At 37.3% G+C, this 24,614-nt stretch carries 25 protein-coding genes; 8 read left to right on the top strand and 17 right to left on the bottom strand.

Annotated elements, in window-relative coordinates:
* Positions 1 to 229: 229 nt before the first annotated feature.
* Both AC2YJL_RS14860 and AC2YJL_RS14865 read right to left on the bottom strand, forming a co-directional pair.
* Entirely contained in the window at positions 230 to 556 is a 327-nt protein-coding gene (locus tag AC2YJL_RS14860; protein ID WP_013056580.1) for a Na-translocating system protein MpsC family protein, read from the bottom strand.
* Positions 557 to 593: 37 nt separating this feature from the next.
* Positions 594 to 2,030: an NAD(P)-binding domain-containing protein gene (locus tag AC2YJL_RS14865; protein ID WP_195694492.1), complete on the bottom strand. Its 1,437-nt coding sequence runs from the start codon at positions 2,028 to 2,030 to the stop codon at positions 594 to 596.
* Positions 2,031 to 2,422: 392 nt separating this feature from the next.
* Here AC2YJL_RS14865 and AC2YJL_RS14870 point away from each other — a divergent pair, with 392 nt between their 5' ends.
* Entirely contained in the window at positions 2,423 to 3,325 is a 903-nt protein-coding gene (locus tag AC2YJL_RS14870; RefSeq protein ID WP_195694493.1) for a COX15/CtaA family protein, read from the top strand.
* A 61-nt stretch (positions 3,326 to 3,386) separates the two neighbouring features.
* Here AC2YJL_RS14870 and AC2YJL_RS14875 read toward each other — a convergent pair whose 3' ends face one another.
* From AC2YJL_RS14875 to AC2YJL_RS14905, 7 genes are all read right to left on the bottom strand, one after another.
* Positions 3,387 to 4,271: an SDR family oxidoreductase gene (locus AC2YJL_RS14875; RefSeq protein WP_195694494.1), complete on the bottom strand. Its 885-nt coding sequence runs from the start codon at positions 4,269 to 4,271 to the stop codon at positions 3,387 to 3,389.
* A gap of 351 nt (positions 4,272 to 4,622) precedes the next feature.
* Positions 4,623 to 5,117, bottom strand: coding sequence for a universal stress protein (locus tag AC2YJL_RS14880; protein ID WP_195697066.1), 495 nt, complete (start codon positions 5,115 to 5,117; stop codon positions 4,623 to 4,625).
* Between the two features lie 147 nt (positions 5,118 to 5,264).
* A complete protein-coding gene (gene cyoD / locus AC2YJL_RS14885) occupies positions 5,265 to 5,561 on the bottom strand; it encodes a cytochrome o ubiquinol oxidase subunit IV (protein ID WP_195694495.1) in 297 nt (98 codons plus the stop codon).
* Entirely contained in the window at positions 5,562 to 6,161 is a 600-nt protein-coding gene (cyoC, locus tag AC2YJL_RS14890) for a cytochrome o ubiquinol oxidase subunit III (RefSeq protein WP_369360697.1), read from the bottom strand.
* Position 6,162: 1 nt separating this feature from the next.
* Entirely contained in the window at positions 6,163 to 8,130 is a 1,968-nt protein-coding gene (qoxB, locus tag AC2YJL_RS14895; protein WP_336075547.1) for a cytochrome aa3 quinol oxidase subunit I, read from the bottom strand.
* Between the two features lies 1 nt (position 8,131).
* Positions 8,132 to 9,070 carry a cytochrome c oxidase subunit II gene (locus AC2YJL_RS14900; RefSeq protein ID WP_269067605.1) on the bottom strand — a complete coding sequence of 313 codons (939 nt, stop codon included), beginning with the start codon at positions 9,068 to 9,070 and terminating at the stop codon, positions 8,132 to 8,134.
* Between the two features lie 421 nt (positions 9,071 to 9,491).
* Positions 9,492 to 10,385 carry a TetR/AcrR family transcriptional regulator gene (locus tag AC2YJL_RS14905; protein ID WP_195694498.1) on the bottom strand — a complete coding sequence of 298 codons (894 nt, stop codon included), beginning with the start codon at positions 10,383 to 10,385 and terminating at the stop codon, positions 9,492 to 9,494.
* Between the two features lie 262 nt (positions 10,386 to 10,647).
* On the opposite strand from AC2YJL_RS14905, the gene AC2YJL_RS14910 reads away from it, so the two are divergent.
* Positions 10,648 to 11,880 (top strand): cytochrome P450, encoded by a 1,233-nt coding sequence (locus AC2YJL_RS14910; protein WP_369360699.1) that lies wholly within the window; start codon positions 10,648 to 10,650, stop codon positions 11,878 to 11,880.
* A gap of 178 nt (positions 11,881 to 12,058) precedes the next feature.
* Here AC2YJL_RS14910 and AC2YJL_RS14915 read toward each other — a convergent pair whose 3' ends face one another.
* On the bottom strand, positions 12,059 to 12,523 hold the full coding sequence (locus AC2YJL_RS14915) for a hypothetical protein (RefSeq protein WP_195694500.1): 465 nt from the start codon (positions 12,521 to 12,523) through the stop codon (positions 12,059 to 12,061).
* Positions 12,524 to 12,738: 215 nt separating this feature from the next.
* Here AC2YJL_RS14915 and AC2YJL_RS14920 point away from each other — a divergent pair, with 215 nt between their 5' ends.
* Together AC2YJL_RS14920 and AC2YJL_RS14925 are read left to right on the top strand one after the other, a co-directional pair.
* A complete protein-coding gene (locus tag AC2YJL_RS14920; protein WP_230932410.1) occupies positions 12,739 to 13,164 on the top strand; it encodes a CBS domain-containing protein in 426 nt (141 codons plus the stop codon).
* Positions 13,165 to 13,229: 65 nt separating this feature from the next.
* Positions 13,230 to 13,355 (top strand): hypothetical protein, encoded by a 126-nt coding sequence (locus tag AC2YJL_RS14925; RefSeq protein ID WP_013056562.1) that lies wholly within the window; start codon positions 13,230 to 13,232, stop codon positions 13,353 to 13,355.
* Between the two features lie 62 nt (positions 13,356 to 13,417).
* On the opposite strand, the gene AC2YJL_RS14930 is transcribed toward AC2YJL_RS14925, so the two are convergent.
* Together AC2YJL_RS14930 and AC2YJL_RS14935 are read right to left on the bottom strand one after the other, a co-directional pair.
* Positions 13,418 to 14,473 carry an aldose epimerase family protein gene (locus AC2YJL_RS14930; protein WP_230932409.1) on the bottom strand — a complete coding sequence of 352 codons (1,056 nt, stop codon included), beginning with the start codon at positions 14,471 to 14,473 and terminating at the stop codon, positions 13,418 to 13,420.
* Between the two features lie 189 nt (positions 14,474 to 14,662).
* Positions 14,663 to 15,187, bottom strand: a complete 525-nt coding sequence (locus AC2YJL_RS14935; protein WP_230932408.1) for a DinB family protein — start codon at positions 15,185 to 15,187, stop codon at positions 14,663 to 14,665.
* A gap of 301 nt (positions 15,188 to 15,488) precedes the next feature.
* Between AC2YJL_RS14935 and AC2YJL_RS14940 the strand changes: the two genes are divergently transcribed.
* Complete coding sequence (locus AC2YJL_RS14940) at positions 15,489 to 16,382, top strand: sigma-70 family RNA polymerase sigma factor (RefSeq protein WP_369360704.1); 894 nt, start codon at positions 15,489 to 15,491, stop codon at positions 16,380 to 16,382.
* Between the two features lie 63 nt (positions 16,383 to 16,445).
* On the opposite strand, the gene fsa is transcribed toward AC2YJL_RS14940, so the two are convergent.
* The gene (gene fsa, locus AC2YJL_RS14945) at positions 16,446 to 17,114 is read right to left on the bottom strand and encodes a fructose-6-phosphate aldolase (protein WP_013082751.1); all 669 of its coding nucleotides are present in this window, start codon (positions 17,112 to 17,114) and stop codon (positions 16,446 to 16,448) included.
* A gap of 60 nt (positions 17,115 to 17,174) precedes the next feature.
* Positions 17,175 to 17,684 (bottom strand): hypothetical protein, encoded by a 510-nt coding sequence (locus tag AC2YJL_RS14950; RefSeq protein WP_230932406.1) that lies wholly within the window; start codon positions 17,682 to 17,684, stop codon positions 17,175 to 17,177.
* A gap of 491 nt (positions 17,685 to 18,175) precedes the next feature.
* Here AC2YJL_RS14950 and AC2YJL_RS14955 point away from each other — a divergent pair, with 491 nt between their 5' ends.
* The gene (locus AC2YJL_RS14955) at positions 18,176 to 18,472 is read left to right on the top strand and encodes a hypothetical protein (RefSeq protein ID WP_013082749.1); all 297 of its coding nucleotides are present in this window, start codon (positions 18,176 to 18,178) and stop codon (positions 18,470 to 18,472) included.
* A 111-nt stretch (positions 18,473 to 18,583) separates the two neighbouring features.
* On the opposite strand, the gene AC2YJL_RS14960 is transcribed toward AC2YJL_RS14955, so the two are convergent.
* Positions 18,584 to 20,035 (bottom strand): NADP-dependent glyceraldehyde-3-phosphate dehydrogenase, encoded by a 1,452-nt coding sequence (locus AC2YJL_RS14960; RefSeq protein ID WP_369360707.1) that lies wholly within the window; start codon positions 20,033 to 20,035, stop codon positions 18,584 to 18,586.
* A 512-nt stretch (positions 20,036 to 20,547) separates the two neighbouring features.
* On the opposite strand from AC2YJL_RS14960, the gene AC2YJL_RS14965 reads away from it, so the two are divergent.
* Both AC2YJL_RS14965 and AC2YJL_RS14970 read left to right on the top strand, forming a co-directional pair.
* Positions 20,548 to 20,700, top strand: coding sequence for a hypothetical protein (locus tag AC2YJL_RS14965; protein WP_369360709.1), 153 nt, complete (start codon positions 20,548 to 20,550; stop codon positions 20,698 to 20,700).
* Between the two features lie 491 nt (positions 20,701 to 21,191).
* Complete coding sequence (locus tag AC2YJL_RS14970) at positions 21,192 to 21,347, top strand: aspartyl-phosphate phosphatase Spo0E family protein (RefSeq protein ID WP_016763750.1); 156 nt, start codon at positions 21,192 to 21,194, stop codon at positions 21,345 to 21,347.
* A gap of 135 nt (positions 21,348 to 21,482) precedes the next feature.
* Here the strand turns inward: AC2YJL_RS14970 and AC2YJL_RS14975 are convergent, their stop codons facing one another.
* Both AC2YJL_RS14975 and AC2YJL_RS14980 read right to left on the bottom strand, forming a co-directional pair.
* A complete protein-coding gene (locus AC2YJL_RS14975; RefSeq protein ID WP_195694507.1) occupies positions 21,483 to 22,451 on the bottom strand; it encodes an extracellular catalytic domain type 1 short-chain-length polyhydroxyalkanoate depolymerase in 969 nt (322 codons plus the stop codon).
* Positions 22,452 to 22,738: 287 nt separating this feature from the next.
* Positions 22,739 to 24,085 (bottom strand): MFS transporter, encoded by a 1,347-nt coding sequence (locus AC2YJL_RS14980; protein ID WP_195694508.1) that lies wholly within the window; start codon positions 24,083 to 24,085, stop codon positions 22,739 to 22,741.
* Positions 24,086 to 24,614 lie beyond the last annotated feature (529 nt).

The following is a 24,614-nucleotide window of genomic DNA, read 5'->3' on the forward strand; positions in this document are numbered from 1 at the left end:
TTCATCTTCTTTTCACTCGCTTTTACAGCTCCTCTATAAAACAGTGTGTTTTTAAGCATTTCCCCTCTCTTTTTTATGAAAATATCTATAAAAAAAGCCGTGAAAACAGAAGGAAATCCTTCTATCTTCACGGCTCTTTGCTTCTGTAAACAGAAGATAAGCATCCGTTTTTTACGTGTTTTGCACAACAAACGATTTCATCGAACGTTTTGCCATTTATATAGAGAAGTTATTTAAAGCAAATAACCGTACAAGAATTCTCTGTAACAGGATCATAGTCTCTAAATAAAGAAGTGACCTGGATATCAAATAAAAGCTCCACTTTTTGCTTTAGCATTTTTTTATATTTAGTCGACAAAGCGGCATCAAGAGACATCACTAATTCTCTATATTCTTCACTAAGTGCTTCTAATGCCGGCATTCTTTTTGATTGAGCTAGTATAAGAATTTTATTATCAATAATATCTATTTTTTGAGTATTCACGCCTACATTAAAAATTTCTTGGCTAATTTGAGTATACAAAGTAGCTATCTTCTTTTTAGAGATCGGCTCCATATGCTTCACCTTTTTCATTGTTAAAAATGTAGTTTTATTATATTGTTTTCACTTGATTATTGTCCTTTGACCAACTGCCGACAAATTCAGGCTCATCATAGTCAAAGAAATTAGTTAAATTCTCATGGCGATTATCAATAAAAAGCTGATTGGCGACTTCTGAGACGAGCTTTGGTATCGCATATTTTAGCCCTGAAAGAGCGGATGCAGAAATTCCACAGCTAATTAAAGCGGAATAATTAAAAGCAAAAAGGCCATATACCATTTTTTGACCTTCCCTATTACGACTTAAAAAAGCAAAGCCGTTACTAAGGTAAGGATGGGCATCCAATACTGGGTTGGCGATTTCATGCGGTGCTTTGTAATGATCGTTCCAGCGGGCGATGTGTTTTTCAACAAGTTGCAATTCTGGACGCAGAGCCGGATCTGTTAGAAGTCCGGTGCTAATAATTAAATAGTCAAACGTAAACGTTCCCTGAGGAGTGGTTACAACTGCTTTGTCGTGTTTTTCCTCGACGTCGAGCCATGGGGCATGTACGTGCAAATGAAAACCTGGCCATGAGGAAGCGCGTCCAAATGTATCATTCGTAGGCGGCTGATTGTATTCGAAAAAATGAGCCATCACTTCATATTTTTCAGCATCTGACAGAGCATGGAAACGTTCAATCATTCCTGAATCTTCCATTTGTCTAATTGGATTAATACGGGGAAGTTCTTTTCGGCGAACAAATACATGAGCTTCAGCAACCCCTTCGGAAAGCGCATAGTTGGCGTTATCAAAAGCGGAAGCTCCTCCTCCTAAAACAGCTACTTTTTTGTTCTTCAACGTAGTAAAATCAATAGTTTTTGAAGTGTGAGAATAAAGATGAGGCGGCAATTTTTCAGAAATCATAGGCGGAACATGCCATTCTCCTCCTCCTTGAATTCCTGTAGCTAGTATAACTTTACGTGCCATCAGTGTAGGACACACGGCTCCATTCCCTTGAATATGCAAGCGATGGATACCTGTTTCTGCAGGCTCAATTAACGTTAATTTTATTTCATTTGCCACAGGAAGGTTAAGAATGTTCCGGTACCAGCGCAAATAATTCATCCAGTCTCCTCTTGGGATTTTGTCAAGAGCTTCCCAGCCTTCTGAGCCGAATTGTGCTTCCCACCACGCTTGAAACGTCAGTGAAGGAATTCCTAGATCGACAGACGTTAAGTTTTTGGGTGTTCTTAGCGTAATCATTCGTGCATATGTTTCCCACGGACCTTCTGAACCCGAACGGTTTTCGTCAATAACAAGAATATTCGACACGCGTTCTCGCAGTAAACCAAAGGCCGTTCCTAAACCGCTTTGACCTCCTCCAATAATGATTACATCGTATACGTGTCCGCTCTTAGGGGTAATTGGCTGTGCTTCTGTTGGTTTCCTGAAGGAAAGGTAAGACAGATCGGTTTCTACTCTTTTATTTAAAGCTTCTAAGCTCATCGTTATCTCTCCTTTCAACAAAGTTTCTTTCTAATAAAAAAGTTTATTTCACACCTTACATAAAATGATAGGTTTTATAACATTGTTTGATTTATATCTATATTATCACTTTTGGAATATGATTGTATCTCTATTCTCTCTAAAGTTTTTTTTGCAAATTGTATAAAATCACTAATATAATTTTTTTATATCTTATGTAGGGAACCATATTTACATCGTTTAAAAGGAAAAAACCATTACAAAGTTTAAGGAAGAAAGCTTTTCTGACATCAATTTTAAGGGAAACATGTGCGAGTTTGTGACAGTTATTTGTTAATTACGCTCTACTACTTGACTATCGTATTCATCAAATCTATAGTCATAATTAGTAACTCAGCAAAGGGAGTCAACGTATGAGAAATTTATTTAAAATAACAGCTATATTTACAACGATTGTTATGTTTATTTTGATGATTGCCGGCAGTCTGGTCACAACCACAGGATCTGGATTAGGATGCGGAAACGAGTGGCCGCTGTGCAACGGGCAGCTAATACCCGAATACGCGGTAGCAACAATGATTGAATATACGCATCGTCTAATTACCGCATTTGCCGGTCTTCTTGTTTTGGCATTTTCTATTTGGGCTTGGATTCGTTACCGCAGAAACCGTGAAGTGAAAATTTTAGCGATTATGAGTATTGCATTTATTGTTATCGAGTCATTGCTCGGGGCTTCTGCCGTTATCTGGCCTCAGTCAGCTGAAGCGCTAGCGCTTCATTTCGGTCTTTCGCTTATTGCGTTTACCGGTGTATTTTTACTTTCAATATTTGTTATTCAAAAGGACCGTTCGGATCATTTTATTAAAGGAGCGGTTACAGGCAAATTTAAATGGCTCGCATGGTTTACGCTTATATTTACCTACTGCGATATTTATTTAGGTGCATATGTGCGTCACAAAGGTGCAAGCTTAGCGTGTACAAGCTTTCCGGCTTGTTATGGCAACACTCTTATTCCAAAGCTATCAGGAACAACAGGCATTCACTTTGCTCACCGATTTGCTGCTCTTGTGCTGTTTGTTCTTATCATTTGGATTATGGTATCTGCTATCAAACAGTATAAAGAAACTCGCCGTGATATTTACTATGCGTCCATCATTGCAGTTGCTTTAACCATTGCTCAAATATTTAGCGGTATCTTTGTTGTCATGTCTCGTTTAAATGTCTTTGCTACACTGTCTCACTCGGCGTTTATTACAGCGTTATTCGCTACGCTTAGCTACATTTGTGTACAGACGTTAAAAGGTAAAAGACGATAAAACAGAAATAACTCTACAAAAAAGCCACTTGCAGTTTATAACTGCAAGTGGCTTTTTTAAGTTAAGCTAGTTCTATTCCGCCTGTAATTCCGTAAACTTGAGCTGTTACGTAGCTTGCATCTGTTGAAGCTAAAAATACGTATACATTCGCTAACTCTAACGGCTGACCAGCGCGCTGTAACGGTGTATCTTGTCCAAAGCCTGGAATAGCGTCGCTTGGCTGCCCTCCAGAAATTTGCAGCGGCGTCCAGATAGGTCCTGGAGCAACGGAGTTAACGCGAATACCTTTTGGAGCTAATTGCTTGGCTAGTCCGCGAGTGAATCCGTTAATGGCAAACTTTGTAGCTGCATAATCTAATAAATTAGGACTTGGGCTATAGCCTTGTACAGAACTTGTGGTAATAATAGAAGCACCTGCCGGTAAATAAGGCAGCGCTGCTTTTACGGTCCAATATAAAGAGAATACATTTACTTCAAAGGTTTTGCGCAGCTGGTCCGTTTCTAAATCAGCAAGATCTTCTACTGCCTGCTGTTTGCCAGCTACGAGCGCTAGAACATCTAAACCATCTAATTCTTTATAAGCTTTTTCTACTAGCTCCTTGCAAAAAGATTCTTCGCCTACATCACCAGGTATGAGTACTGCTTTTCTTCCTTCTGCTTCAATAAGCTTTTTTACTTCTTCTGCATCAGCTTGCTCTTGTGGCAAGTAATTAAGCGCAACGTCCGCTCCTTCTCTTGCGTAAGCGATCGCTGCTGCTCGGCCAATACCTGAATCTCCACCTGTCACAAGAGCTTTTCTGCCTTTTAATTTACCTGCACCTATGTAACTGTTCTCCCCGCAGTCTGGGATGACGTTCATTTCTTTTTGTACACCAGGCGGTTCTTGATACTGTTTTGGATAGTCTTCATGGAAATATTGAGTTAATGGATTATTTAACTTTGACATATTCGTCACTCCTTCATAAATCAACCTTAACCAACTAAGGAAAAGCTTTCTATATGCTTGTTCTTCCCGTCTTCTTCCTTAGTAAACATGTTTGATGTGCTCTATTAGCGCCTCGCTTTTCTTTCATTGCCTTTCTCCTTCAATCAACAGCTAGAAACAGCTGCATACATGGAAAATACATTCACCATCACAATAAAAAAATCCGAACGAGTCAAATTCTCCCTTAAGAATCTTGACTCCTTGTTCGGATCTTCTTTTAACTAAAATACGTTTATCCCCCCTCTTTAAATAAATGGTGAGAGCTTTGTATTTTGCTGTGCACAACAAGTTTTATTTCTCGTCTGTGCCTGGCTATTCTGTTAGTTCCACTTGTAAAGGCTTTGTTTCCTCCTCAGCTTCTTTAGGCGTGCGAACGATTAACACATCACATTTGGCATAGCGCAAAATATGCTGAGATACACTTCCGATTAAGATACGCTCTACCGCGTTTAACCCCGTTGCACCGCATACAATTAAATCAACGTGCTTATCGGGAGCAATTTTTTTAGATATTTTTGTTTTAGGAGAACCGTGTTCAATTAATGTCTCGACTTTCGTTACGCCAGCTTTGATGGCTAGGTTACGATAGTTGGTCAAAAGTTCTTCAGCAAATTTCTCTGCATCTTGAAAGCGTGTATCTGTATAGAATGCATAAGGTGATGGACTTAACGCCTGTATGTCGATAACGTGACAAATTATCAAATGAGCGTTATTTTTTTTCGCACTGTTAACTGCTTTTTTGAATGCCCACTCCGCTTCTACGGAACCGTCTACTGCTACGAGGATGTTACGATAAGCCATATTCATCATAATCTCTCCTTTGTCTTTCGTTTATAAAGAACTTTCCTTGCTACACTTTTATTTTACTTCTTGCGCAAACGAAAGTATGTGATTTTTATCACAATTTAGAGAAATTAATAAAAGTGGAGCCGTGTGTAGTGCACGGCTCCATTTTTATTGAACTTGAGAGTTAAAAGTCATTATCCAAATCGATCCTGCTACAATCGTAATAACAAAAACGATTCCAAGTATTAAAGCCATCACATTATAACGAGGCTTCTCTCCGTCTTTAATATGCATGAAGAAAAACAGTTGAATGAAAAATTGAAGCACGGCCATTCCTAGAATGCTAGCTAGTACTATATTTTTAGCAAATACATGGTTTAATACCAGCATCAAAGGAATAACGGTTAAAATAATCGAGAAAATAAATCCTAGTGTATAAGCTTTTAACGACCCATGATTCTCCATCTACATCACCCCCATTAAATACACAACCGTGTAAAGGAAGATCCAGACAGCATCAAGAAAATGCCAGTATAAGCTGATAATCGTCACTTTTCGTTTTGTTACAGAGGTAATTCCGTATCGTTTTAATTGGATTGTAATTGAAATCATCCAAATGATGCCGACAGAAACGTGCACCCCGTGCGTACTAACTAGCGTATAGAAAGCTGTAAAAAATGCGCTGGTGGAAATGGTTGCTCCTTCATGAACCATTGTTTGAAATTCATGAATTTCAAGGCCAACAAAGCACATACCTAAAAGCAGAGTCACGATTAGCCAGCCAATTAAATGCTTTATTTTTCCCTTGTGCATGCTCAGCACAGCTAATCCGCTCGTAAAGCTGCTCGTTAATAAGATAAACGTTTCAGAAACAAATCCTGGAACTTCAAAAAAATCTTTTCCTGTAAGACCTCCCGCAGTATGATTAACAAGAACGGCATACGTAGCAAATAATGCTCCAAATAAGATGCAGTCCGTTACGAGGAAAAGCCAAAAACCCATAACTTTGATTCCTTCATCATGGTTATCATGATGTTCTTCGTGGTGCGCTGTCGCATAAGCCATGTCAGCCAACCCTCCCTACTGAATCTTCTGTATGTCGAATTTCATCCACCGGAATATAATAGTCCGAGTTGTATTGAAAAGAACGAGCTAGTAAACAAGCTCCGACTCCTGTCAAACCGAATATCGCCATCCACACCCAGTGGAACGTTAAGCCAAAACCAGCAATGAACCAGAAAACGGACATGATAAATGGAATACCTGAATTCTTAGGCATATGAATCGGAGAGAAAGCAGCTGTTTCCTTCGCTTTTTTCTTTTTTCTTTCTTCTTTTATTGTCCACCACGCATCTTGCCCCGCTACTGTTGGAATCACTGCAAAATTGTAGTGCGGCGGCGGTGAAGGGATGGACCATTCTAATGTACGTCCATTCCAAGGATCCCCTGTTACATCTCGTTCTCCGTACTTAATGCCATGAAGAATCTGCCATGCTTGAAAGATAAACCCTATGCCCATAAAGAAAGCTCCGACTGTAGAGATAACGTTCAGCGGTCCCCATCCCATGTCAAAGTCATACGTATAAATACGGCGTGTCATTCCCATAAAACCTAATGCATACTGAGGCATGAAGCATACATAAAAACCAATATTCCACGTCCAAAACGCCCATTTACCAAGACGGTCATTTAGTTTGAAGCCAAACATTTTTGGCCACCAATAGTACAAACCTGCAAAAAAGCCGAATACAACGCCTCCGATTAACACTTGGTGAAAGTGTGCAACTAAAAAGTAGCTATTATGATACTGATAGTCTGCGGGAGCTGCTGAAAGCATAACACCCGTTGCTCCTCCCACAACAAAACACGGGATAAAAGCAATTGTCCATAGCATTGGCTGCGTCATTTGAATACGGCCGCGGAACATCGTAAATAACCAGTTGAACACTTTAACACCCGTTGGAATTCCGATAGCCATCGTCGTAATAGCAAAAAACACATTCACATTAGCACCTGCACCCATCGTAAAGAAATGATGCACCCATGTGAAATACGATAGAACGCTAATAATCATCATTGAAAAAACCATAGACTTATAGCCAAATATCTTCTTTTGAGAAAACGTTGCAACGATTTCAGAAAAAATGCCGAATGCAGGAAGTACAACGATATACACTTCAGGATGTCCCCACATCCAAATTAAGTTAATGTACATCATCGGATTTCCTCCGCCGGTCATAGTAAATAAGTGTCCGTCAAAGAAGCGGTCAATAAACAATAAAGCAAGCGTTACGGTTAATACAGGAAACGCGAAAATGATAATAATACAGCTTGCTAGAACGGACCACGTGAATAGCGGCATATGCATAAGTTTCATGCCCGGCGCACGCATTTTTAAAATAGTCATAATAAAATTAATTCCAGAAGCCAAGCTGCCAATACCTGATATTTGAATACCCCAAATATAAAAATCTTGACCTGGTCCAGGACTGAACTGCATGCCAGAAAGCGGCGGATAACTCAACCATCCTGCATCTGGCGAGCCGCCGATTACAAACGACAAATTAAAAAGCATGGCGCCAAAGAAAAATAGCCAAAAGCTTACCGCGTTTAAAAAAGGATAGGCGACATCTCTTGCTCCAATTTGAAGCGGCACAACAATGTTAAAGAAAGCAAACATAAGCGGCATTGCCATAAATAGAATCATAATAGTTCCGTGCGTAGTAAAAATTTCGTTGTAATGATTAGAATCTAGAAAATGCCACTGAGGGAATGCTAGTTGCATACGCATTAATAATGCATCTACTCCGCCTCGAAACAGCATCAATAATGAAGAAAGCATATACATAATTCCAATTTTTTTATGATCCACCGTTGTGAGCCACTCACGCCATAGCCACTTCCATTTTTTAAGATACGTAAGAACAAAAATAATACCGGCTAGTGTTAACAAAATGGCGACATCTGCTCCGTAAATCATAGGTTCTCCTGTCACGAAAAAATGAGATGAAAAATCTTTTAATTTGTCTAACAACTTATTTTCCTCCTTCCTGGTGCTCATGCTGTGTATGTACTTGTTCTTCAGAAGCCACATTCATAGTCTTCATGTCTCCATTTTTCATATGGTGATGCTGACTATAATATTGACCACCGTTTTTAATGACAATTTCTTGGAATAAGCCTTTAGGAATGGTAGAATACGATTTTTCTAGAGAAAGACCTTGTTGGGCAAGATTGCTATAATCAGCTTTTGTTAAAGCTGGTGATGTTTCTTTCACTTGCTTTACCCATTGATTAAATTCTTTTGTCGATGTAGATTTAACTTTAAAGTTCATATGAGCGAACCCTTCACCCGTAAAATTCGCACCCGAACCAAAATATTCTCCCTTGTGATCAGCTTGCAGCCAAAGCCCCATTGCCATTCCCGGCATGGTATATAATTGTCCTCCCAGCTGGGGTACCCAAAAAGAATTCATAGGTGCATCTGACGTTAGCACGAATTGAACGGGCACATCTTTTGGAATTTTGACATAGTTCACTGTCGCAATATCTTGATCCGGATATTGAAATAACCATTTCCAGTCAAGGGATGTTACTTCAATCGTTAGCGGCTTTACATCTTTTTTCGGCGGATCTGCTAAGTCATACGTCGTCTTGGCCGTAGCGAAACCTAAAATACCAATAATAATAATGGGGATGCCCCACCAAATAAATTCAAGACGCTTACTATCGTCCCAATCTGGCCGATACGGAGCCTTGTTTCCAGGCTTATCGCGGTAGCGTAAAACGATATACACAAGCAGACCTAAAACAGGAATAACAACAATTGTGCATAAAATTATGGAAAAAATAATTAACTGGTATTCTTTTTGAGCCACCGCCCCCTGCGGATTTAAAATCAAATAACGACTATCACAGCCTGCTAAAAAAATTGTGATGAATACGGAGAGAATGATTAACTTGCTAATATGCATTGATTTTTGCTTTCTCACCTAAGTTCAGGCTCCCTTCCTCTAAATCTCTGTACATAATAATGGTATATAAACGTTCATATTAGAGATGCATCTCAACAGATCAAAAGGCTAAAAACCTCCTAACATATTGAAGTTTGTCATGACATATTGCTTACTCCTAAAAAATTATCATGTTGCGTTGTTAAAGGGTGTGATATTTATCACACTTGAAGCGATTTTTATCTAGTTTAAATGGCTTTACCATAATTTCGTCACATATTTGGGTAAATGTGGTGTGAAATGCCTTGCTCCTAGCGCGTAGATTCTGATAAAAGCAAAAAGCTCTTCCAGTTCTTATTAACTGGAAGAGCTTTTTAGGAGTAATGAAGTATGGAGCTTTATTTCTTACTAGTTTGTTTGCTTCACATGCTGAAACATCCAATCAATCATTTTTTGTTAAGACAGTTATGACTTCTTTATATTCCTCTAACTCTTTGGTCTGTGCGAGGGTATTGATTTTCTCTAGCGATAAAAGAGAGCTCTGAATAATAAATGTGCGAGGTTCCGTATCATTTTGCAGTAATTCATCAGAGATAAACGTCACAAATTCCAGACTCTTCTTTTGCTCCTCTTGATTTGTTAGTTTATTTTCAATCACCCGTTTTAACTTCGCGGTTACGCGCGTAAGCTCAGTCGAAAAATGACTTTCTCTTTTCTCATTAAATACCGCAGAGTAAACGTAGGGATTAAATAACTGTTCTTTTTGTTCTGCTACTTCGATTACGATTTCCTCTATACGCTTCATACAATAACGGACAATTTGTTCAATAGGCAATGGATAGTTTAGTGCTTTATTCATTTTAAATATATTGTTAAGCATTCCTTCTAGCAGCACAGCTCCATCAAATAAATAAGGAGAAGTCTTAGACGGGAAAATCTGCTGCAAACGTTCATATATCCAGTTGAATGTTGCTGTTTTTAACTCCTCTATATATTGAAATGTTTTGATCTCATTTAAAACGAGTGTACTTTCAATCATTTCAGGAATTTTGTTTTGCTCTGCAAAGTTCAGCATAAAAATTATCTGTTCTTCAAATACCTTCTGATTGTCTCCTTTATATTCAATGGCTACTTTTTCTCTTTGTAGAATAAGTGATTCTTGCAAAGACGAAAGTAATGAGAGAAGCAGTTCGCTTTTAGATGAAAAATATTTATAAAATGTTCCTTTTGAAATCCCGCTTCTTTCTAATATATCTTGTACCGAAGTGTCTACGTATCCTTTTTCCATAAAAAGCTGGTGCGTATGCCCTAAAATATCGAGCTGTTTTTGATTCATTGCTGCTACTCCTCTGTTTACAATTTACTTTTTATTTAGTATAACTTATCTGCTTTTTCCTACGTGAATTTTATCCTTTTTCCTTGATAAACAACTAAAAATAATTATATACTATCAGTACATTTTTATACATATAGTATAAAAATGTACTGATAGTATAGGTTAATTCAACAAAGTAATTTCTAGCAAGTAACAACTACTAAGCGCTATGTAGTTAGTAGATTCCAAATTTATACCTATTCTGAAGGAGGAATAAGATCATATGAACAAAGAAGTCATTCCCGTTACAGACATTCCAAAATTCCAATCACGTGCAGAAGAGTTTTTCCCTATCCAATGGTATAAAGAAATGCTGAACAACCATCCTGTTTATTTTCATGAAGAAACAAACACATGGAATGTATTCCAATACGACCATGTTAAACAAGTCTTGAGCAACTACGAATTTTTTTCAAGCGATGGACAAAGAACCACTATTTTTGTTGGGGATAATAGTAAGAAAAAAAGCACATCTCCAATTACCAATCTTACAAACTTAGATCCTCCTGACCACCGGAAAGCGCGATCTTTGCTTGCTGCAGCTTTTACTCCTCGCAGTTTAAAGAACTGGGAACCGCGAATTAAACAAATTGCAGCAGACCTTGTAGAAGCGATACAAAAGAATTCAACTATTAATATTGTTGACGATTTATCTTCTCCTTTTCCTAGTTTAGTTATAGCAGATCTATTCGGCGTACCGGTAAAAGACCGATATCAGTTTAAAAAATGGGTAGATATTCTGTTTCAGCCTTATGACCAAGAAAGATTAGAAGAGATTGAACAAGAAAAGCAGCGTGCAGGAGCTGAATATTTTCAATACCTCTACCCGATTGTCATTGAAAAGCGCTCCAACCTTTCTGATGATATTATCTCAGACTTAATTCAAGCCGAAGTTGATGGTGAAACATTCACAGATGAAGAAATTGTACACGCTACCATGCTGCTTTTAGGTGCAGGAGTTGAAACCACAAGTCACGCCATTGCAAATATGTTTTATTCTTTTTTATATGACGAAGAGTCGTTATACAGAGAGCTGAGAAACAATAAAGAATTAGCTCCAAAAGCAGTAGAAGAAATGCTTCGATATCGGTTTCACATCTCCAGACGAGATCGGACGGTTAAACAAGATAACGATTTATTAGGCGTTAAGCTAAAAAAAGGAGATGTTGTTATTGCGTGGATGAGCGCATGTAATATGGATGAGAATATGTTTGAAAACCCTTTTTCTGTAGACATTCATCGCCAAACTAATAAAAAACACTTAACGTTTGGGAACGGACCTCATTTTTGTTTGGGCGCCCCTCTTGCTCGACTTGAAATGACAATCATATTAGAAGCCTTTTTAGAGGCCTTTTCTCATATCGAACCATTTGAAGATTTTGAATTAGAATCGCATTTAACTGCTTCAGCTACGGGGCAATCTTTAACGTATTTGCCGATGACGGTGTACAGATAAAGGTTATGTACATGATAAAGTAGAGAAACATGAAAGAAGTTTATCTTCTCTCATGTTTCTCTTTTCTTTTATTATCTCGTTTAATTATTTATGTACCAAGTTTAGGAGGCCGTTAATATGATTTAAAGCAGACAGTACCGAAATTCAAGTGACGATGAGCTGGTTAACGAAATATCAGCTATTGCCTTCTCTGCCTTAATACATCTTCTATAAAATGCTGATACAAATAATTAATAAGAGCAGTCGCAATCGAGATGGCAAAAAGTTGAAAACGCGTCATGTTGACCATTTTGTATACCTTTAGTTTTTCTGCCAGACTCGTCAAAGGATAAGCAAATAGATAATCAAATAGAACGTTAATCAGCAAATATTTTTTGAAATTTCCATAGGTCAGCTTGAATACCCAAAAATTAGCTACAAAAAATGGTCCAAAGATAAAAGATATATCGCTTGAAAGTTTAGGAAAAAGAGGTTTTCTCACTTTCCACCAAGTAAAGCTTTTAGATAACTCACTTATAAAAGCAATAACTAATGAACTAAATGTTAAAACAGGTAGGTATCTTTTAAAGACAAATTTATCAACTTTTACTATAGACAGCCAAGGCAATAAAAGTACTGCCAAAAGCGTTAACTTTCCTTTCATTATGTACCCAACTCCTGCCGTTACGAAAATGTAAGCTAGATCATATCCTCTTTAGTTTGTGTAATACGCTCTTTTTTATGTGCTTATTACACTGCGTTAGTTTTTTATTCGCCTTTTATTACAAGATTTTTTGCTTTCAGGAAATTATTGATTCTCATATTCTGCATGTGCATGGAGAAAATACGGAGGTGAATGTTTAAAAGGAGGAATTAAAAATGACTACAGTACGTGAAGTTATGACTAAAGATGTGAAAGCTTGTGCACCGCACGACCCAGTAACAGCAGCTGCAAAATTAATGCGTGATATTAATTGTGGTTCTGTGCCGGTGTGTCAAGAAAATCGAGTAATGGGAATGATCACAGACCGTGATATCGTATTAAACTGCGTGGCGGATGGAAAAGATTGCAGCACTGTGCATTGCCATGATTGTATGACTAAAGATGTAATTACGTGTTCTCCGGATACGGATATTCACGAGTGTGCACGTATGATGGCTGACCATCAAATCCGCCGCATTATTGTAGTGGAGAATAATAATAATATGGTTGGAATCTGCGCAATCGGCGACCTTGCGACAGTGAACGTATATGTTGATGAAGCTGGTGCAGCATTAAGCGAAATTTCTAACCAAGTTCATTAAAACTTTTCAGCATATAAATCCTTAATGCTTGTACAAAATAACCCTGTCTGCAAGGAGGTGCTAACATGCCAAATTTAAACGATAACAAATTTAAAAAGATTCAGTCTGAGAGTCAAAAGCAAGGAAAGTCTCAAGAAGAATATGCGGCTGAGCTTGACGCTAATCGTGCAAAAAGCCAAAAGAAAAAGTAAGAATAAAAAGGGATTACAATCGGCAGAGGCTCGTTTGTAATCCTTTTTATCATCCCGTTTTGTTACAGGCTGCGATCAGTTATAAATGTATAGTGAGTATATGCTTCATACTTTTCACCTGGCTTTAATACACAAGAAGGAAAATGCTTATGATGAATAGCGTCCGGTAAACCTTGTGTTTCTAGGCAAACACCAAGGTATTTCTCTGAATGAACTCCTCTAATTTTGAATTCTTCGTCTAGATGATTTCCCGTATAGAGAACGATTGAAGGCTGATCCGTTTTGACTTCTATTTTGCGGCCGCTTGCAGGATCAAATAATGACATCTGATTTTCAGCTTCTGCTTCTAAAAGAAATGGATGATCGTATCCTTTACCCACTAATATATTTTGCAGATGTGTAGATTCGACTCCTTCCTTGAGACTATGTCCTTCTCTAAAATCAAATGGGGTATCTGTGACGTTTAACACTTCTCCAGTAGGTAAAAGATCATCATTCAACTCTAAGAATTCGTTACTTTTCAGCTTCAAAACATGATCCAACACCGTTTCTTTTAGATTTCCGCTTAAATTGAAATACGTATGATTTGTTAAATTAATAAGAGTATCTTGATCTGTTATTCCTTCGTAAGAAATATGGAACTCATTTTTATTCGTTAATGTATACGTAACTTTCACTTCAAGGTTGCCGGGATAGCCTTCTTCTCCGTCTTTACTTACATATGTAAATTCAACGCCTACATAATCACTTGCATCAATTGTTTTGGCATTCCATATTTTGTGACTAAATCCTTCTGCTCCGCCATGCAGATGGTTGTTTCCTTCATTTTTCTCTAGACGGTAGGTTTCATTATTAAGCTCAAACGCTGCTCCGCCTATACGCCCTGCTACGCGTCCGACCACAGCTCCGAAATAAGGAGAATACTTTTGGTATTCTTCTATTGAATCAAATCCCAATACAACACTTTCAATCTTCCCTTCAGAATCCGGCATTTCAATATTTGATATTACACATCCATAGTCAAGGCAGGTGATTTTAAGCCCTTCATCATTTAATAAGGTATAAGCATGTACAGCTTGATTGTTTAGTTCGCCAAATTTCTCTGAGTTCACTTTCATTTTTAATCAGTCCAATCCTCTTTTTATTCATAAATTGCTCAACGAACCCTGCATGTTATAAACATCGGATATGTTGTTATAGTTCCCTCTGCAATCTTTCCTGAATCTTCATTATTCTCATTTTATTGTAATCGTGTACATTTCTTAATTCAAGCTTGAATGATAAAGGCTGGCTACCGTTTGTTATTGCTATTTCTTCAGTATTCCTAAGTATTCTTCCCAAGGTCCTACATCTTCTCTATATCGTTCTGCCATTACTCGAACAATTTGCGCAATATGGGTTAAATCGTGAGCAACCCAAGTCGAGAGCAGCTCTCTGACTTTTACTTCCCCAAACTCCGGGTGTTCTCCTCTCACTTCAAGGTGCTTTTCATGCTTAACTAGCAGCTTTAGTTGATGTAAATTCTGTATTCTTACCTTTTTGAATTCAAGAAGCTTCTCTTCAATAGAACTAGTAGATTCCTTGTTTAAATGGGCATAGCGGTCAAACGGAGGAAAAGCTCCCTTTCTTCCTTCTTCAAGAATAAATTCTAGCCTTGGTATCCAATTGTTTTTTTCTGCTTCTATTAAATGTTCTATGACTTCGGAGGTAGTCCACGTTCCTTCTCCTTCATTGGATTGCAGCCACCCTGCAGATAGACCAGACAAAAGTTTTTCAAGCGTTTGTGGCGTATGCTCAAGTATTTCAATCGCTTCTTTTAAATTAAAATTCATATCAATTCCCCTTTCTCAACGTAATGATGCTGAGCTGTCAGTTATGTAAATCCTTTAGAGATTATAGTCAATTTTACCATAATTCGCTTCTATTAAAGGAGCCAACTATTTTTCTAATTCCTTTTATGATGACTAAAACAAGATAGGAACACATGTTTGGTTTTTCTCTAGAAATATGATAAAATATATATAGGCTAAAACGCAGTGAGTATCAGTCTGAATAGGCACTGCTCATTCGTAAAATAGATTGCTAGCAACTTTTTCATCTTGAGCTTTCCGTGTGAATTGGAGTGAGACAACAGTGAGTAAAAATCAAAAACGATGGACAAAAGAAGAAGATAGATTTCTTATTCAACACTATGGCGCTATGACGCTTCAAGAGATGGGTAAGCATTTATATAGAAGCAAGGAATCGGTTAATAAACGACTTACTCGATTAAATCTTCGTGCTTCGGATACAGCTTTACGTAAAAAATGGACGCTTGAACAAGATGCTTTTTTGCAGGAGAACATTGATATCATGAATAACCGTGAAATGGCACACTCCTTAGGCAGAAGTCCTTCTTCTATTGCTACGCGCATAAAAGTTTTGGGACTAACACGAAAAACGGCGATGCGAAGATGGACGCTGCAAGAAGACGAATATTTGCTAAGGTATTACGGGATAAAACCTCTTTCACACATATCAGCTAAATTACAGCGAAGTGTGCAAGCGCTAGAATCGAGGTTGAACCGTTTAGAAGTGTATGGAGCGAAAGCACACGTAGGACACATTACAGCGTGTGAACTAGCAGCCTGCCTTGAAGTAGATGTTCATACAATTTACAAGTGGATTCATAAAGAGAATCTATCGTACAAAATGATCATCGCCAAGACCAGAACATTTATGGGAATTGACATTCAATCTTTTTGGAATTGGGCTGAACAAAATAAATCGTGCCTTAACTTTTTTAAAATACCTAAAAATACGCTTATTCCAGAACCAGCGTGGGTGAATGAACAAAGAAAACTAGACTATGTAAAGCGCCCTAAATACGAGCATAAAAAGTGGACAGCAGAAGAAGATGCCAGATTGTGGCGTATGTTTTATCAGGAAAAGCGCAATCAGCGAGAAATTGGACAGCTGCTCGGGCGTTCGAGAAATAGCGTGCAGCGACGCTTAGAGCGTTTACGTAAAAAGAAACTAGTTAGTTAAACGATAAAAAGCTTGGAATAAGCTATGCTTACTCCAAGCTTTTTTTATTGATATGACTTTTTGTTAAGCTTTAACTGCTTTTTCCCAATCTGCTGCAAATTTTTCCATTCCTTGGTCAGTTAACGGATGTTTTGCTAATTGCTCAATAACAGCGTATGGAATTGTGGCAATATGAGCTCCTGCAAGTGCTACACGCGTTACATGATCCGGATGTCTTACAGATGCCGCAATAATTTGAGAGTCGATGTTTTGAACGCGGAATAACTCAGCAATTTTAGATACCAGCTGTACTCCGTCTTCTGAAATATCATCAAGACGTCCTAAAAATGGAGAAACATAAGTCGCTCCAGCACGAGCTGCTAAAAGCGCTTGGTTTACTGTAAAGATCAGGGTTACATTTGTTTTTACGCCTTTTTTAGCAAGGTAGCGCGTCGCTTCCAAACCAGCTAATGTCATAGGCAGCTTAATCGTAATGTTTTTATCTCCGTCGTTAATTTTAATCAGTTCTTCAGCTTGAGCAATCATGTCTTCAGCAGAAAGTGCGTCAGGCGTTACCTCAGCGGAAACGGATTCAACTTCCGGTACCATTTGAAGAATTTCTTCGATGCGGTCTTCAAATCTTACGCCTTCTTTTGCTACTAAAGATGGATTGGTTGTCACACCAGCTAGAACACCTACTTTGTATGCTTTTTTAATATCTTCAAGGTTTGCTGTATCAATAAAAAATTTCATCTCACTATTCCTCCTTATTATTATACATCAATCTGCATTTCAACTCGCGCGAACTATAGCCTAGCCAATTTGCTGCAGGGCATATAGATTTTCCATAGAAGCGTTTTCAATCTCTTTTGCAGTTAATACCTTTAATTTTTCTAAAAATTGTATAGCGTCTACTCGGTCTTCGATGTCTTCCTCTGTACGAATATTCTCCGTTTTAATCTGATGGATACATTCGTTGATGACTTCTTTGTACGCATTCGTTTGGATAAACCATTCTGCTAATAGCGTTTTTGTTGCTTCTCTTTCTTCTTCACTTTTAACTGCAAACAAACTCTCTGTTTCCGTTTCACTCAGCATAAGGCTGCTAAAATCGTGATTCATACAAAGCCAAAAATAACCTTTTTGGCTATCGTAATACTTTCCTTCTCTTAAAAGAAAATACTTGATTCCAAATTTAATTTTATGAGATTGGTTCTCTGAACTCGGCATATGAATTTCTTTTATTTCTACGCTTTCTGACACATCCAGATATGTTTCTAAACCGTACTTTGTATTCACTACTTTTGCATCCAATATGTCCATCCTCATTCTCCTTTTCTCAAATTCTATTTATTTTTATAAAAACAGAGGTCTGATTTTATGTAATAACGAATCTAGTTTTTGTGGATGTTTTTCTTAACCAACCGACATGTTTTACTGTTTACGCTTTCATTATATATCAGATTATTCGAAAAATCATCAAAAACAATCAAATTCATTCAAAAAAAGTCATAAAATCGTAAAAAAGTAGTCAAAAAAGGTCATTGTTCATTAAAAATAGATGAACTTTTATGTTGATTGCATGCTTCAATGTATCTTAAGGTAATTACCTTTTCTAAAAAAACGCCTTTTATTACATACCCTTTCTGGAAAAATATACTCATTCGTTTCACCATTTTTTCACTTTAACATGATATCCTGTAGTATACTTTTGTTTCACGTGCTAATTCCCATGATTTTTTGCTATTTAAGGTTATTCATTTTTATTAGTGGGAAAGTTACATAAATACAACACGTTATAGGGGGACTTTAACATGGATAAGAGAATTGAAACATTAAAAGAAAAACTGCCTGATAATCATAAGGAGGTTGCTGTTCTGACCTCTCATATTTTTGATGCGCTTGATAAATTAACAACTGAACATCGCAGATATGTTGATATTTCGGCAGCAGCCAAAATAAAGCCGAATCCGGATGAAGAGAAAGCTTTTTTTGATACCATTTATCAAGTGAAAACACTCATTATGTCAGAGCTTGAAAAAACCGTTGAAGATATCGAGCATAAAGGTGATAAAAACTGGCATAAGAACTATAAAGATGGAATCGAGTGAAGTGATAGGTAAATAAAACATTTAAAAGCCTGTGCTTTTTGGAGCACAGGCTTTTTCCCATGAGATTCTCTACACTCTACTGGCTTGATTTGGAGAGCTCTTGGAATTCAATCATTGAAGATTTAATACCGTTACTTTTTCACGAGTCATGGATTCAATACTTTTACGAATGCCTTGAGCACCCATACCGGATCCTTTTACGCCGATAAAAGGAAAATGATCAGGACCTCGTTCTGTGCGGCCGTTGATTTGAACGGAGCCGACTTCAATTTTATTTGCAATTGAGAAGGCTTTATTAATATCTTTTGTAAAAACGCTTGCTTGTAAGCCAAATTCTGATTCGTTTGCTATATCAACGGCTTCTTGATCCGAAGCGACGCGGATAATTGGTAACACAGGACCGAATGGTTCTTCCCATGCCACGCGCATAGTATCATTCACCTCATCTAAAAGAGTAGGATAGATAAGGTTTCCTTCACGCTTGTTTCCAGTCAAAACTGTTGCACCTTTTCCTAGAGCATCTGCAATTAAAATCTGAATAAAGTCCGCTGCTTTGCTATCAATTAATGGAACAATCGTACATCCATCTTTAGGAGAACCGACTGATAGTTTATGTACTTCTTCTTTTAAAATATTCACGAGCTCGTTTGCCACTTTTTCATGCACAAGTACACGTTTAATAGCTGTACAGCGCTGACCGGAATAAGAAAATGCTCCGCTTATAATATGTTTTGCTGCTTCTTGTAAATCTGCATCTTCACATACAATACCCGGGTCTTTTCCTCCAAGTTCTAGTACAAGAGGAATCATGCCTGCCTTTTTAGCTAATTGAGTACCCGTATTTGTTCCCCCGGTAAATGAAATCATGTTAATGCCTTTATGTTCAACTAAATAATCCCCAATAACAGATCCGCGGCCCGTCACGACGTTTACAAGACCTTGTGGAATACCTGCTTGATGAAGAGCTTCAATCATCTTAATACCGCTGATCGCTCCTTGCGTTGCGGGTTTGAAGATAACTGCATTTCCTGAAATAAGCGCAGGCGCCAGTTTAGCAGCTGCTAAATTTACCGGATAATTAAAAGGAGGAATTGCGAGGACCACCCCTAAAGGCACGCGTTCAACAATGGCAACTTTAGACTTAGAACCGCCAGGAAAACTATCTCCCTTCATGCTTTCTCCGTTCATATGAAGGGCTTCTTCAACTGTATAGCGAATGAAATCTGCTGTGCGCACTACTTCATTCCTTGCATCTTTTAAGCTTTTTCCAACTTCCTTCATAATAATTTCGGCAATTTCACTTTGCATTCTTACCAGCTCATCTGCCCAGTTGTATAAATACTTGGCACGTTCTTGCAGAGAAATTTCTGCCCACCCTTTCTGAGCTTTTTGCGCGGCATGTACTGCTTCATCGACCTCTTCTTTTATGATAGCCTGCACTTTTCCAATCACGTCATGACGGTATGGAGAAACAATGTCAATTGTCTGCCCTGATTTACTTTCTTTCCACTCACCGTTAAGATAAAAAGAATAAGTTGATACATTTAATACCGTTGTTGTCATAAAAAGTCCCCCTTAATAAAAGTGAAATTATTATCAAAATTTTCAGTCTTTTTCACGAATGAAAACTCTGTGAATATCTGAGCAAAAAGAATTCTAGATGCATCCATTTCTATACCTTTTTATATCGCTTGCAACTTCCTTAAACTCGTTGCCTTTAAAACAGCAGCTTTTCTCTTTTCGACTCAAAACCAAAGCACCATATAATTTAATGAATATTTTGTATTTTTAATATATATAAATTTCTTTCATTCGTACAATACAAAAAAGTTATCTCAACGATTAATAATGTTAATGATTTGTGTCCCCCATACGAAAAAAATTTATGGCTTCCTACTTTTTTAGGGGAAATGGGAGTTTTAAGCTCCCTAGATTATATTTATTTTGAGGGAGATATTGAGGAGATGCACTACTCTTTTTGTTCTATGTGTTGAGAAAATAAAATAAGGGTATATAATAAATATAGGAAAATGAAGATAAAAGTAGAATATATATTCTAAAGGGAGGGATTTATTGTGATTGTTACTTTAGGTTTTGCGGCATCAATTATTGCTTTGTTTATGCTTTTTACTAACCGGACGTCCAATATCCCGGAAGAAATAATCCATGAAACAACAAATGTTAAAACAAATGTTAATAAAGACGAGCAGTATATGTATTATATATAAAGCGTCTTAACAGACGCTTTTTTGTTGCGCTTTTTACAAAGTCTATAGCAGTTAGAAACGGCCCTCACCTATCATTTATCTTTATTTGTCAGTGCCTGATAGCCATAAATAGTTAAGCAGAAACTAATAAACGAAAAAAAGATATGTTTTGGCTTAAAGTTAACTAACTTAAATAAGTCCAATCTTATGTTAACATGCCTAAATATAATCGGATTATGCCTATGTCCAAAAAACCGGATAAGCTCTGTGGCTCTGTGAGTTATTTACAACCGGTGGAACAATTACAATTAAGACAGAGCATAGCTTCCAGCCAAACGTTTAAGAGCTAATTCTTTTTAAATGAAAATATCTGAATTCAAAATACGACAGACTTCGACACTATCTATTTGTTACTATATTTTTTAGGTTCTATTTTTAAATTGGAACCATTTTTACATAAATAATTCAACAATTTAAGCCTTTAAAATGACGTGGCAAGTGGAGGAAACTTAATGTGTTTCAAATGTAGACTACTGCTGATAAAGATAGAATTTATACGAAAAATGATGATGATGATTGCCCTAGAAGAAGGGTTTACAAGTAGTAATACGATTAAAATCAGTCAGGATCTCGATGTATTGTTAAATCGGTTTGAAGCTACCTGTTAAAAAATTTTCGTTGATAACAGAAAAAGGATCTTTCGATAAGATCCTTTTTTGCTGTTGGTAGACAATTATTTGTTTCAAAAAAATGAAGGCTGATGTTATTTAGTAGTACGTCTTGATCGCTCGTTCATACTCTATCTAATCGTTCTGTGCTTCAAAAAAATCCCACATCATTTTTGAAGCATTAGGACCTTTTGAATCAGTATCTGATCCATTGTCATTTCCTCCTGACCATGCATGCCCCATATCCTCTACCATAATTTTTTTCATCCAGATTTTATTTCCTGCATCTATGTAGTCAGACATTATGTAGCTATAATGCTTTCCGTTGTCTTGTGACGTATAAAAAGCAGCATTTTCATGTAGGTTTATACCGAAATTCTTATATGTATAAATCCACTGCTGAATTAATGTAGACGCATTAATTGGATGGACTGTTGTATCTGATTGACCATGAAACGTAATGATGGGAACAGGCCGTGCATAAGGTCCCATTTTTTTATAAGCTTCATCACCGTCAAGCTCAGGATTTAAAGAGCCGTATAGCATGACTTCTCCAGCTGTGATGAGGTCTACGGCATACGCATTACTGCCTGCTGAATGAATGCCTACTGCTTTGAATACATCAGGATAAGCAATAGCCATCACATTTGCCATAAAGCCTCCAGCTGACATACCAGCAAGGTATATATTAGCAGAATCAACAGCATATTTAGCGGTTATGTGATCAATCATATCTTTTATTATGTCTGGCTCTCCATTACCGCGAAACTGGTTATACTCATAAAACCAATTCCAGCATCCGTTGGAATTAGCAAAGTAATTCATTTGAGGATAGAGAACAATAAAGCCTCTTTCTTCCGCTAGCTTATTCATCTCCGTACCTGCAGCAAAATCATCTGCATCTTGTTGGCATCCATGAAGCATAACGATTAATGGTACTTTACTTAACCCAGTATATGTACTCGGAACATACACCTTGTAGGTAAAATAATCATCATAATTATACTGTTTCCAAATAGGTTGAAAGAACACGCTCTGCAATTCTATTAAAAACTTAGAAGCAGTTAAAACTGGGTTCGTAAAAAAGGAATATAAAGTATTCATGAAGTTTACCCTCTCTCTATTTCTGATGTATATACTCTTTATTTCGTTATATCACAAAATAATCCTTTTATTATGGCGCTGATCTTTTTTATGCGACTGTAATCATTTTCCTATTCATGCTTTAGTCGTACAAATTCATAATGCAAAACTATAGAAAAAAGAATTCTATAGCAAGAACAGTCACTTAGTACGTTTAATACATGTATACGCGCGGAATACTAGAAAAGGACTGGCTATAAAAGCCCGTCCTTTTTTATGTTATCAAACGATTATTTATTTAACCAAAATTAAAAACTGATATTATTTGGCGGTACATTGTCTCCTTTGTCCTCTTTCTTGAGCTCAGATTCTATATATGAATCTTTAGAGGATTCTCCCATACGCCAATAAACAAGAAAGCTGATGGCAATACACCCTGCTACATAGAAAAAGAAAATTGATTCATGGCCAATACTTTTTAGCCATAGGGCGATAAATTCTGCTGTGCCTCCAAATATGGCAACTGTAAGTCCATACGGTAATCCTACACCAAGAGCTCGAATTTCTGTTGGGAAAAGCTCAGCTTTTACAATAGCGTTAATCGATGTATAACCTGTTACAATAATAAGTCCAACTGTCATTAATAAAAAGGCCATGACTGGGTTATGTGCTTGTTTCATAAAAAGAAACAGCGGTACAGTCAGCAATGTTCCCAAAATACCAAAGCTCATTAACAGAGGTCTGCGTCCAATTTTATCCGATAGCATACCTGCTATTGGCTGAATAACAACAAATACAAGCAGCGCACAGAAGTTAATCCAGCTTACGACCCCTTTATCTAGTCCTACACTGTTTACCATAAATTTTTGCAAATACGTTGTATACGTATAAAACGCAACCGTTCCTCCTAATGTTAAGCCAATAACGGTCAACACCGCTTTAGGATGCTTCATAAGTGCTTTAATTGTCCCTGCATTTTCACGGCTTTCAGAGTCCATTTTAGAAAATTGCTCTGACTCATCCATCGTACGGCGCAGCCATAAAACGCTTAGCGCGCCGATTGCTCCAATAACAAAAGGAATACGCCAACCCCATGAAATCATATCTGCTTCACTAAGAACGTTTTGCAGAATAATTTGAACACCTAATGCCACCAGCTGACCAGCAACAAGCGTCACATACTGAAAGCTTGAATAAAATCCTCTTCGCCCGCTGCTTGCCATTTCAGAAAGGTAAGTTGCAGAAGTTCCGTATTCTCCTCCTAAGGAGATTCCTTGCAGCAAACGCGCTAGTACTAGAATAATAGGAGATAATAATCCTATGGTGCCATAGTTAGGAGTACAAGCGATAATAAAAGAACCGCTCGCCATAATGGTAATAGATAAGGTAAGCGCAGCCCGACGACCATATCGATCCGCGTAGCGCCCCATTAATAAACTACCGATTGGACGCATTAAGAAACCGACAGCAAAGATTGCCGCTGTGTTAAGCAGCTGACTTGTTGAATCACCTTCCGGGAAGAATTGCGATGAAAAATAGACGGCAAAAGCAGAGTAAACGTACCAATCGTACCATTCAATTAAATTCCCAACAGATCCTTTAAAAATATTACTTGTAACACGCCTGTTGTTTGCAGCTTCACTGGTATGAGCCATGAGTGATCCCTCTTTTCTTTGAGTGTTTAATGTTGGTTCTCCTGTAACATGAAGTAGTAAGTAATTTACCAGCAAATCTTTTTAAACAGCTAGATTGTATTGCTTTCTATAAAACCTATTCAACCAATTACTTATATAATGAGAGCGCTTAAAAAAGGTTGGATAATTCATTTCAATATCATTTATAGATAACAAAATAAGCGGTTTTAAAAGCGGCTGCTGTCTATTACATATGTAGTGTTAATCCTCCCTTCTATTTATATATTGTACTATTGATTTATTAGAAAATATAATATTTTCTAATTATTTATACAAAAATTTTACAAAGTTCGACTTTCTAATTTATATGACAAACAGAAAAAAAACATGTTCTTTCAGTGAGAACACGGTTAAGAAAATACTCTTATCAACTTGTGACTGTAAGCTGCTTACATTTACATAATATGTAGAATAAACGTAACTTGTACTAAGCTCTAACCTAAATTTAAGGTAATTATCGAATTTTAATCTTGTCCTCTATTATATATAC

Source organism: Priestia sp. SRI_019, assembly GCF_057586255.1.

Excerpts from the sequence above, each read along its gene's own strand:
- AC2YJL_RS14860 (WP_013056580.1), bottom strand. The coding sequence starts at position 556 with ATGGAGCCGATCTCTAAAAAGAAGATAGCTACTTTGTATACTCAAATT.
- AC2YJL_RS14865 (WP_195694492.1), bottom strand. The coding sequence starts at position 2,030 with ATGAGCTTAGAAGCTTTAAATAAAAGAGTAGAAACCGATCTGTCTTAC.
- AC2YJL_RS14870 (WP_195694493.1), top strand. The coding sequence starts at position 2,423 with ATGAGAAATTTATTTAAAATAACAGCTATATTTACAACGATTGTTATG.
- AC2YJL_RS14875 (WP_195694494.1), bottom strand. The coding sequence starts at position 4,271 with ATGTCAAAGTTAAATAATCCATTAACTCAATATTTCCATGAAGACTAT.
- AC2YJL_RS14880 (WP_195697066.1), bottom strand. The coding sequence starts at position 5,117 with ATGAATATGGCTTATCGTAACATCCTCGTAGCAGTAGACGGTTCCGTA.
- cyoD (WP_195694495.1), bottom strand. The coding sequence starts at position 5,561 with ATGGAGAATCATGGGTCGTTAAAAGCTTATACACTAGGATTTATTTTC.
- cyoC (WP_369360697.1), bottom strand. The coding sequence starts at position 6,161 with ATGGCTTATGCGACAGCGCACCACGAAGAACATCATGATAACCATGAT.
- AC2YJL_RS14900 (WP_269067605.1), bottom strand. The coding sequence starts at position 9,070 with ATGCATATTAGCAAGTTAATCATTCTCTCCGTATTCATCACAATTTTT.
- AC2YJL_RS14905 (WP_195694498.1), bottom strand. The coding sequence starts at position 10,385 with ATGAATCAAAAACAGCTCGATATTTTAGGGCATACGCACCAGCTTTTT.
- AC2YJL_RS14910 (WP_369360699.1), top strand. The coding sequence starts at position 10,648 with ATGAACAAAGAAGTCATTCCCGTTACAGACATTCCAAAATTCCAATCA.
- AC2YJL_RS14915 (WP_195694500.1), bottom strand. The coding sequence starts at position 12,523 with ATGAAAGGAAAGTTAACGCTTTTGGCAGTACTTTTATTGCCTTGGCTG.
- AC2YJL_RS14920 (WP_230932410.1), top strand. The coding sequence starts at position 12,739 with ATGACTACAGTACGTGAAGTTATGACTAAAGATGTGAAAGCTTGTGCA.
- AC2YJL_RS14925 (WP_013056562.1), top strand. The coding sequence starts at position 13,230 with ATGCCAAATTTAAACGATAACAAATTTAAAAAGATTCAGTCTGAGAGT.
- AC2YJL_RS14930 (WP_230932409.1), bottom strand. The coding sequence starts at position 14,473 with ATGAAAGTGAACTCAGAGAAATTTGGCGAACTAAACAATCAAGCTGTA.
- AC2YJL_RS14935 (WP_230932408.1), bottom strand. The coding sequence starts at position 15,187 with ATGAATTTTAATTTAAAAGAAGCGATTGAAATACTTGAGCATACGCCA.
- fsa (WP_013082751.1), bottom strand. The coding sequence starts at position 17,114 with ATGAAATTTTTTATTGATACAGCAAACCTTGAAGATATTAAAAAAGCA.
- AC2YJL_RS14950 (WP_230932406.1), bottom strand. The coding sequence starts at position 17,684 with ATGGACATATTGGATGCAAAAGTAGTGAATACAAAGTACGGTTTAGAA.
- AC2YJL_RS14955 (WP_013082749.1), top strand. The coding sequence starts at position 18,176 with ATGGATAAGAGAATTGAAACATTAAAAGAAAAACTGCCTGATAATCAT.
- AC2YJL_RS14960 (WP_369360707.1), bottom strand. The coding sequence starts at position 20,035 with ATGACAACAACGGTATTAAATGTATCAACTTATTCTTTTTATCTTAAC.
- AC2YJL_RS14970 (WP_016763750.1), top strand. The coding sequence starts at position 21,192 with ATGTGTTTCAAATGTAGACTACTGCTGATAAAGATAGAATTTATACGA.
- AC2YJL_RS14975 (WP_195694507.1), bottom strand. The coding sequence starts at position 22,451 with ATGAATACTTTATATTCCTTTTTTACGAACCCAGTTTTAACTGCTTCT.
- AC2YJL_RS14980 (WP_195694508.1), bottom strand. The coding sequence starts at position 24,085 with ATGGCTCATACCAGTGAAGCTGCAAACAACAGGCGTGTTACAAGTAAT.